The organism is Pseudarthrobacter phenanthrenivorans (assembly GCF_036455295.1).
In the GTDB taxonomy this organism is placed as follows: domain Bacteria; phylum Actinomycetota; class Actinomycetes; order Actinomycetales; family Micrococcaceae; genus Arthrobacter; species Arthrobacter phenanthrenivorans_C.
Map to the genome: position 1 here is coordinate 506,477 of NZ_JAYXNX010000001.1, position 9,044 is coordinate 515,520.

Sequence of the window (9,044 nt, forward strand, 5' to 3'; positions counted from 1 at the left end):
CATCCCGCACCTAAGACTTCAGAATTTAGAGAACAAGAGAGAACAGGGACCATATGTCCAGCGAATCCTCCTTCGGCCTCATGCAGATCGGCCTCGCCACCGCGGAAGACATCCGCGGCTGGTCGTACGGCGAGGTTAAGAAGCCGGAAACCATCAACTACCGCACGCTCAAGCCCGAGAAGGACGGCCTCTTCTGCGAGAAGATCTTCGGCCCGTCCCGCGACTGGGAATGCTACTGCGGCAAGTACAAGCGCGTGCGCTTCAAGGGCATCATCTGTGAGCGCTGTGGCGTCGAAGTCACCCGTGCCAAGGTCCGCCGTGAGCGCATGGGCCACATCGAGCTCGCCGCTCCCGTCACCCACATCTGGTACTTCAAGGGTGTTCCCTCCCGCCTGGGCTACCTCCTTGACCTGGCACCTAAGGACCTCGAAAAGGTCATCTACTTCGCTGCCTACATGATCACCAGCGTTGACGAGGCCGCCCGCCACGAGGAACTGCCCAACCTGCAGGTTGAGCACGACATCGAGAAGAAGCAGCTCATTGACAACCGCGACGCCGACATCGCCGCGATCGCCCGCGACCTCGAAGGCGAAATCGCGCGCCTCGAGGGCGAAGGCGCCAAGGCTGCCGACAAGAAGAAGGCCCGCGACTCCGCCGACCGCCAGATGGCCAACGTCCGCAAGCGTGCCGACGCCGACATCGAGCGCCTCGAGCAGGTCTGGGACCGCTTCAAGAACCTGAAGGTCGCCGACCTCGAAGGTGACGAGGGCCTGTACCGCGAACTGCGCGACCGCTACGGCATGTACTTCGAAGGCTCCATGGGTGCCGAAGCCATCAAGAAGCGCCTTGAGAACTTCGACATGCAGGCCGAGTCCGAAGCACTGCGCGACGTCATCGCCAACGGCAAGGGCCAGCGCAAGACCCGTGCCCTGAAGCGCCTGAAGGTGGTCAACGCATTCCTGACCACCAACAACAGCCCGCTTGGCATGGTCCTCGACGCCGTCCCGGTGATCCCGCCGGAACTGCGCCCCATGGTCCAGCTGGACGGTGGCCGCTTCGCGACCTCCGACCTCAACGACCTGTACCGCCGCGTGATCAACCGCAACAACCGCCTCAAGCGCCTGCTTGACCTGGGTGCTCCGGAGATCATCGTCAACAACGAGAAGCGCATGCTTCAGGAAGCTGTTGACAGCCTCTTCGACAACGGCCGCCGTGGCCGTCCGGTCACCGGGCCGGGCAACCGTCCGCTGAAGTCCCTGAGCGACATGCTCAAGGGCAAGCAGGGCCGTTTCCGCCAGAACCTCCTCGGCAAGCGCGTCGACTACTCCGGCCGTTCGGTCATCGTCGTCGGCCCGCAGCTGAAGCTGCACCAGTGCGGCCTGCCCAAGCAGATGGCCCTGGAGCTTTTCAAGCCGTTCGTGATGAAGCGCCTGGTTGACCTCAACCACGCCCAGAACATCAAGTCGGCCAAGCGGATGGTGGAGCGCTACCGCCCGCAGGTCTGGGACGTGCTCGAAGAGATCATCACCGAACACCCGGTGCTGCTCAACCGTGCACCTACCCTGCACCGCCTGGGCATTCAGGCATTCGAGCCGCAGCTCGTTGAAGGCAAGGCAATTCAGCTGCACCCGCTGGTTTGTGGCGCGTTCAACGCAGACTTCGACGGTGACCAGATGGCAGTGCACCTGCCGCTGAGCCCCGAGGCCCAGGCTGAGGCCCGCATCCTGATGCTGTCCTCGAACAACATCCTGAAGCCGTCCGACGGACGTCCGGTTACCCTGCCTTCGCAGGACATGATCATCGGCCTGTACCACTTGACCACCAAGCGCAAGGGTTCAGCCGGTGAAGGCCGCATCTTCGGTTCGGTCTCCGAGGCCATCATGGCGTTCGACGCCCGCGAGCTGCACCTGAACTCGCAGGTCAAGATCCGCCTCGAAGGCTTCGTGCCGTACGCCGGCTGGGAAGCTCCGGAAGGCTGGGAGCAGGGTCAGCCCGCACTCGTCCAGACCTCCCTGGGCCAGGTCCTCTTCAACGAGACCCTGCCCGAGGACTACCCCTGGGTTGAGGCTGTTGCCGACAAGGGCGAACTGTCCCGCATCGTCAACGACCTCGCCGAGCGCTACCCCAAGGTTGTTACCGCGGCAACGCTGGACAACCTGAAGGACGCCGGTTTCTACTGGGCCACCCGTTCAGGCGTGACCGTTGCCATCTCCGACATCGAGGTCCCTGCTGCCAAGCCGGAAATCCTTGCCGGGTACGAGGAACGCGCCGCCAAGATCCAGGGCCAGTACGACAAGGGCCTGATCGACGACGACGAGCGCCGCCAGGAACTGATCGAGATCTGGAACAAGGCCACCAACGACATCGCCTCCGTGATGCGTGAAAGCCTGTCCCCGATGAACACGATCAACCGCATGGTGTCCTCCGGTGCTCGTGGTAACTGGATGCAGGTCCGCCAGATCGCGGGTATCCGTGGCCTTGTGGCCAACCCGAAGGGTGAGATCATCCCGCGCCCCATCAAGTCCTCCTACCGTGAGGGCCTGTCGGTGCTGGAATACTTCATCGCCACGCACGGTGCCCGTAAGGGTCTGGCCGATACCGCACTGCGTACCGCCAACTCGGGTTACCTGACCCGTCGTCTGGTGGATGTCTCGCAGGACGTCATCGTCCGTGAAGACGACTGCGGCACCGAGCGCGGCCTGGTCACGCCCATCGCCGTCGCTGACTCCAACGGTGAGCTCGTCCTGGACGAGAACGTGGAGAACAGCGCCTACGCACGTACGCTGGCCGTCGACGTCGTGGACTCCGAGGGCAACGTCCTCGCAGCTGCCGGCACCGATTGCGGCGACGTTGTGATCGCTGAGCTCTTCAAGGCAGGCATCACCGAGGTCAAGGTCCGCTCCGTACTCACCTGTGAGTCCAGCGTCGGCACCTGCGCCCTGTGCTACGGCCGTTCCCTGGCCACCGGCAAGACCGTGGACATCGGCGAGGCCGTGGGCATCATCGCCGCACAGTCCATCGGTGAACCCGGTACCCAGCTGACCATGCGTACGTTCCACACCGGTGGTGCTGTCTCCGCCGGCGGTGGCGACGACATCACCCAGGGTCTGCCCCGTATCCAGGAGCTCTTCGAAGCCCGTACTCCGAAGGGTGTCGCACCGATTGCTGAAGCAGCCGGCCGCATCACCATCGAAGAGTCCGAACGCCAGATGCGCCTGGTCATCACCCCGGATGACGGATCGGAAGAGATCGCCTACCCGGTCCTGCGCCGTTCACGCCTGCTGATCGAAGACGGCGACCACGTCGCCGTCGGACAGAAGCTGATCAACGGCCCGGTGGACCCCAAGCAGGTCCTGCGCATCATGGGTCCGCGTGCAGCACAGAAGTTCCTGGTGGACGAGGTCCAGGGCGTGTACCGCAGCCAGGGCATCGGTATCCACGACAAGCACGTCGAGGTTATCGTCCGCCAGATGCTGCGCCGCGTCACGGTCATCGAATCCGGCGAATCCGACCTGCTGCCCGGCGAGCTCGCCGAGCGCAGCCGCTTCGAGGAGGCCAACCGCCGCGTTGTGTCCGAGGGCAAGACTCCGGCTTCCGGACGTCCCGAGCTCATGGGCATCACCAAGGCGTCGCTGGCCACCGAGTCCTGGCTGTCGGCAGCTTCCTTCCAGGAGACCACCCGCGTCCTGACGCAGGCGGCCATGGAAGGCAAGAGCGATCCGCTGCTGGGCCTGAAGGAAAACGTCATCATCGGTAAGCTGATCCCGGCCGGCACGGGCCTCCCGCGCTACACCGAGGTCACCGTGGAGCCCACTGAGGAAGCAAAGGCCAACCTGTTCACCGGCCCCAGCGCATTCAGTGACTTCTCGTACGACACCCTGGGTGGTGACGGAGCTCCCGAGTTCCACGCCATTCCGCTGGATGACTACGACCTGGGCAACGACTTCCGCTGACGGGCAGGGCGGTCCCTTACGTGTCGCGTTCCGCGCCACGTAGGGACCCTCCGCCCCGCCCTTAGGAAGCAAGAGGAATGGTCCCTCACCGTACGGTGGGGGACCATCCCCGTTTATCCCGTCGACTGCTCCGTACTTGTCGTTCTGGTGGCCCATAACGACAAGTACGGAGCAATCGGTGCGGGGGAGGCCCCGATTAAGGCATGGAGCCTGTCCATGCTAGACTTGTTACCAATTGTTATTGTGGCAGTGGATGAGTGCGCCGGTATCAGCTGAAAGGCTGGACCAGAGCGACGTTTCCGGTTTGCAGGGTTCTTGTGCAACGTATGCCACATTTTTGCATGCCTGGGGAACTGTCCGAACGAAGTTCCGCCCCGGTGTGCGATCCGACTATTAAAGGCTTCGCCTTCGCCGTCATGGAGATTTCCTTCAGGGCCCGGGCGGCGGGGCAACGCAACAGGAGAGTGGCCGGAAACAGCCACTCCGGATAAAACGGAGAACACGAGAGTGCCTACGATTAACCAGCTGGTCCGCAAGGGCCGCACGCCTAAGGTCTCAAAGACCAAGGCTCCCGCGCTTAAGGGCAGCCCCATGCGCCGCGGTGTTTGCACCCGCGTCTACACCACCACCCCGAAGAAGCCGAACTCGGCTCTGCGTAAGGTGGCACGTGTGCGCCTCAACGGCGGCGTGGAAGTTACCGCCTACATCCCCGGTGTTGGCCACAACCTGCAGGAGCACTCCATTGTGCTCGTTCGCGGTGGTCGTGTTAAGGACCTCCCGGGTGTCCGCTACAAGATCGTCCGTGGCGCCCTCGATACCCAGGGTGTGAAGAACCGTAAGCAGGCCCGCAGCCGCTACGGCGCAAAGATGGAGAAGAAGTAATATGCCTCGCAAGGGTCCGGCCCCCAAGCGGCCGCTCGTTTCGGATCCGGTATACGGTTCCCCGCTGGTAACCCAGCTCATCAACAAGGTGCTTGTTGACGGCAAGAAGTCCACGGCAGAGCGCATTGTCTACGGTGCACTCGAAGGCGCACGCGCCAAGTCCGGTGGCGACCCCGTTGCAGCCCTGAAGAAGGCCATGGACAACGTCAAGCCTTCGCTCGAGGTCCGCTCCCGCCGTGTCGGTGGCGCAACCTACCAGGTTCCGGTTGAGGTCAAGCCGGGCCGCTCCACCGCACTCGCCCTGCGGTGGCTGGTCGGCTACTCCAAGGCCCGCCGCGAAAAGACGATGACCGAACGTCTCCAGAACGAAATCCTGGATGCGTCCAACGGTCTCGGTGCCGCTGTGAAGCGTCGCGAAGACACCCACAAGATGGCCGAGTCCAACAAGGCCTTCGCACACTACCGCTGGTAATACTCCCCGGACGCCGCCGGCTCAACCGAGCCGGCGGCGAACGTGTAGTCCATCCCAAAAGGAGACCCCGTGGCACAGGACGTGCTTACCGACCTTAGCAAGGTCCGCAACATCGGCATCATGGCCCACATTGATGCCGGCAAGACCACCACAACCGAGCGCATCCTGTTCTACACGGGTGTGAACCACAAGATCGGCGAAACGCACGACGGCGCTTCGACCACCGACTGGATGGAACAGGAAAAGGAACGCGGCATCACCATCACGTCTGCCGCCGTGACCTGCTTCTGGGAAAACAACCAGATCAACATCATCGACACCCCCGGCCACGTGGACTTCACGGTTGAGGTTGAGCGCTCCCTGCGCGTCCTCGACGGTGCAGTTGCCGTCTTCGATGGCAAGGAAGGCGTTGAGCCGCAGTCCGAGACCGTGTGGCGCCAGGCTGACAAGTACAACGTCCCGCGTATCTGCTTCGTCAACAAGATGGACAAGCTGGGTGCTGATTTCTACTTCACCGTAGACACCATCATCAGCCGCCTCGGTGCCAAGCCGCTGGTCATGCAGCTGCCTATCGGTGCCGAGAACGACTTCATCGGCGTCGTCGACCTGCTCTACATGCGCGCCCTGGTGTGGCCCGGCGATGCCAAGGGCGACGTCACCATGGGTGCCAAGTACGAGATCCGCGAGATCCCGGCTGACCTCCAGGAAAAGGCTGAGGAATACCGCGCGAACCTCGTTGAGACCGTCGCCGAGTCTTCCGAGGAACTCATGGAGAAGTACCTCGAGGGCGAAGAGATCTCGATCGACGAGCTCAAGGCCGGCATCCGCAAGATGACCATCAACTCCGAGCTCTACCCGATCTTCTGCGGTTCCGCATTCAAGAACCGTGGCGTTCAGCCCATGCTCGACGCAGTTGTGGACTACCTGCCGAACCCGCTCGACGTCCCCCCGATGGTCGGCCACGACCCCCGCGACGAAGAAAAGGAACTGACCCGCAAGCCTTCCGCCGAAGAGCCGTTCTCGGCACTGGCGTTCAAGATTGCTGCTCACCCCTTCTTCGGCCAGCTCACCTTCATCCGCGTGTACTCCGGTCACGTGGAAGCAGGCGCGCAGGTAGTCAACTCCACCAAGGGCAAGAAGGAGCGCATCGGCAAGCTGTTCCAGATGCACGCCAACAAGGAAATGCCCGTTGAGGGCGCTACCGCCGGCCACATCTACGCAGCCATCGGCCTGAAGGACACCACCACGGGTGACACCCTGTGTGATGCCAACAACCAGATCGTGCTCGAGTCCATGAGCTTCCCGGAGCCCGTGATCTCGGTTGCCATCGAGCCGAACACCAAGGGTGACCAGGAGAAGCTCTCCACGGCCATCCAGAAGCTCTCCGCTGAGGACCCCACCTTCCAGGTGTCCCTCAACGAAGACACCGGCCAGACCATCATCGCCGGCATGGGCGAGCTCCACCTGGACATCCTGGTGGACCGCATGCGCCGCGAGTTCAAGGTCGAGGCAAACGTGGGCAAGCCCCAGGTTGCCTACCGCGAAACCATCAAGCGCGCCGTCGAACGCCACGACTACACGCACAAGAAGCAGACCGGTGGTTCGGGTCAGTTCGCAAAGATCCAGATCGCGATCGAGCCGCTGGACACCGCCGAGGGCGAGCTGTACGAGTTCGAGAACAAGGTCACCGGTGGCCGCGTTCCGCGTGAATACATCCCGTCTGTTGACGCGGGCATCCAGGACGCACTGAATGACGGCGTCCTGGCCGGATACCCGGTTGTCGGCATCAAGGCCACGCTGATCGACGGCGCGTACCACGATGTTGACTCTTCGGAAATGGCGTTCAAGATCGCCGGCCGTATGGCTTTCAAGGAAGCTGCACGCAAGGCGAACCCTGTACTGCTTGAACCGCTGATGGATGTAGAGGTCCGCACCCCTGAGGAATACATGGGTGAAGTTATCGGTGACCTCAACTCCCGCCGTGGCCAGATGCAGTCCATGGAAGATGCACAGGGCGTCAAGGTCATCCGTGCGCACGTTCCGCTGTCCGGCATGTTCGGCTACATCGGTGACCTGCGCTCCAAGACCCAGGGCCGCGCTGTGTACTCCATGACCTTCAACAGCTACGCCGAGGTCCCGAAGGCAGTTGCCGACGAGATCATCCAGAAGACCCGCGGCGAATAGTCTCCGGACTTCTCAAAGCAACAAACTCGGGTGCGCTTGCCGGCAACGGAAAGCACAGCCGGTGCAGGTGGCCGGCTACGGTCCAGACCGGATTCCGGCCATCTGCACGAACAGGCTCTAGGGACTAGTATTAGTTCCTGAATCTGCAATTTCACCAATCCAAAGCCCCCCAAGTAGACTTACCTGAGTTTCTGCCGCGACAAGAGCGGCAGGAGGGTATGTCATTTGAAAACGTTCTAGGAGGAACCTGTGGCAAAGGCAAAGTTCGAGCGGACTAAGCCGCACGTCAACATCGGCACCATTGGTCACGTTGACCACGGTAAGACGACGCTGACGGCCGCCATTTCCAAGGTGCTGTACGACAAGTACCCGACTCTCAACGAGAAGCGTGACTTCGCGTCGATCGACTCTGCACCCGAAGAGCGTCAGCGCGGTATTACCATCAACATCTCCCACGTGGAGTACCAGACCGAGAAGCGTCACTACGCACACGTTGACGCCCCCGGCCACGCTGACTACATCAAGAACATGATCACCGGTGCTGCCCAGATGGACGGCGCGATCCTCGTGGTTGCTGCTACCGACGGCCCGATGGCTCAGACCCGTGAGCACGTTCTGCTCGCCCGCCAGGTTGGTGTTCCCTACCTGCTGGTCGCCCTGAACAAGGCTGACATGGTTGACGATGAGGAACTGCTGGACCTCGTCGAAATGGAAGTTCGTGAGCTCCTGAGCTCGCAGGGCTTCGATGGCGACAACGCTCCGGTTGTCCGCGTTTCCGGCCTCAAGGCCCTGGAAGGCGACCCGGAGTGGGTCAAGTCCGTTGAGGACCTGATGGCTGCTGTCGACGAGTCCGTTCCGGACCCCGTACGTGACCGTGACAAGCCGTTCCTGATGCCGATCGAGGACGTCTTCACCATCACCGGCCGTGGCACCGTTGTTACGGGCCGCGCCGAGCGTGGAACCCTCGCCATCAACTCTGAGGTCGAGATCGTTGGTATCCGCCCGGTCCAGAAGACCACGGTTACCGGTATCGAGATGTTCCACAAGCAGCTCGACGAAGCATGGGCCGGCGAGAACTGTGGCCTCCTGCTCCGTGGTCTGAAGCGCGACGATGTCGAGCGTGGCCAGGTTGTCGTCAAGCCGGGTTCCATCACCCCGCACACCGACTTCGAGGCCAACGTCTACATCCTCTCCAAGGACGAAGGCGGACGTCACAACCCGTTCTACTCCAACTACCGCCCGCAGTTCTACTTCCGTACCACGGACGTAACCGGCGTTATCACCCTGCCCGAGGGCACGGAAATGGTTATGCCCGGCGACAACACTGAGATGACCGTTGCGCTCATCCAGCCCATCGCTATGGAAGAGGGCCTCGGCTTCGCAATCCGCGAAGGCGGCCGCACCGTTGGTTCGGGACGCGTTACCAAGATCATCAAGTAGTCCTTGCTGATCAAGGTTCTGCCGGGCCACGGCCCACGCTGAATCCACAGGAAAGCCCCGCTGCTTCGTGAACTGCTCCCCGAAAGTTGGACTGAAAATTCAGTTTCGACTTC

5 protein-coding genes are annotated in these 9,044 nt (G+C 62.2%); all 5 read left to right on the forward strand.

What is annotated here, in order from left to right; genetic code table 11:
- Nucleotides 1–53 precede the first annotated feature (53 nt).
- Entirely contained in the window at nucleotides 54–3,953 is a 3,900-nt protein-coding gene (locus VXJ37_RS02405) for a DNA-directed RNA polymerase subunit beta' (RefSeq protein ID WP_331321457.1), read from the forward strand.
- Nucleotides 3,954–4,460: 507 nt separating this feature from the next.
- Nucleotides 4,461–4,835, forward strand: coding sequence for a 30S ribosomal protein S12 (gene rpsL / locus VXJ37_RS02410; RefSeq protein ID WP_009358312.1), 375 nt, complete (start codon nucleotides 4,461–4,463; stop codon nucleotides 4,833–4,835).
- 1 nt (nucleotide 4,836) lies between these two features.
- Nucleotides 4,837–5,307 (forward strand): 30S ribosomal protein S7, encoded by a 471-nt coding sequence (gene rpsG, locus VXJ37_RS02415; protein WP_003803829.1) that lies wholly within the window; start codon nucleotides 4,837–4,839, stop codon nucleotides 5,305–5,307.
- A gap of 69 nt (nucleotides 5,308–5,376) precedes the next feature.
- Nucleotides 5,377–7,491 (forward strand): elongation factor G, encoded by a 2,115-nt coding sequence (fusA, locus tag VXJ37_RS02420; RefSeq protein ID WP_141942684.1) that lies wholly within the window; start codon nucleotides 5,377–5,379, stop codon nucleotides 7,489–7,491.
- A gap of 249 nt (nucleotides 7,492–7,740) precedes the next feature.
- Nucleotides 7,741–8,931, forward strand: a complete 1,191-nt coding sequence (gene tuf, locus VXJ37_RS02425) for an elongation factor Tu (protein ID WP_018760460.1) — start codon at nucleotides 7,741–7,743, stop codon at nucleotides 8,929–8,931.
- Nucleotides 8,932–9,044 lie beyond the last annotated feature (113 nt).

Bases quoted from the DNA above. Each gene is read 5' to 3' on its own strand.
- VXJ37_RS02405 (WP_331321457.1), top strand. From the start codon at position 54: ATGTCCAGCGAATCCTCCTTCGGCCTCATGCAGATCGGCCTCGCCACC.
- rpsG (WP_003803829.1), top strand. From the start codon at position 4,837: ATGCCTCGCAAGGGTCCGGCCCCCAAGCGGCCGCTCGTTTCGGATCCG.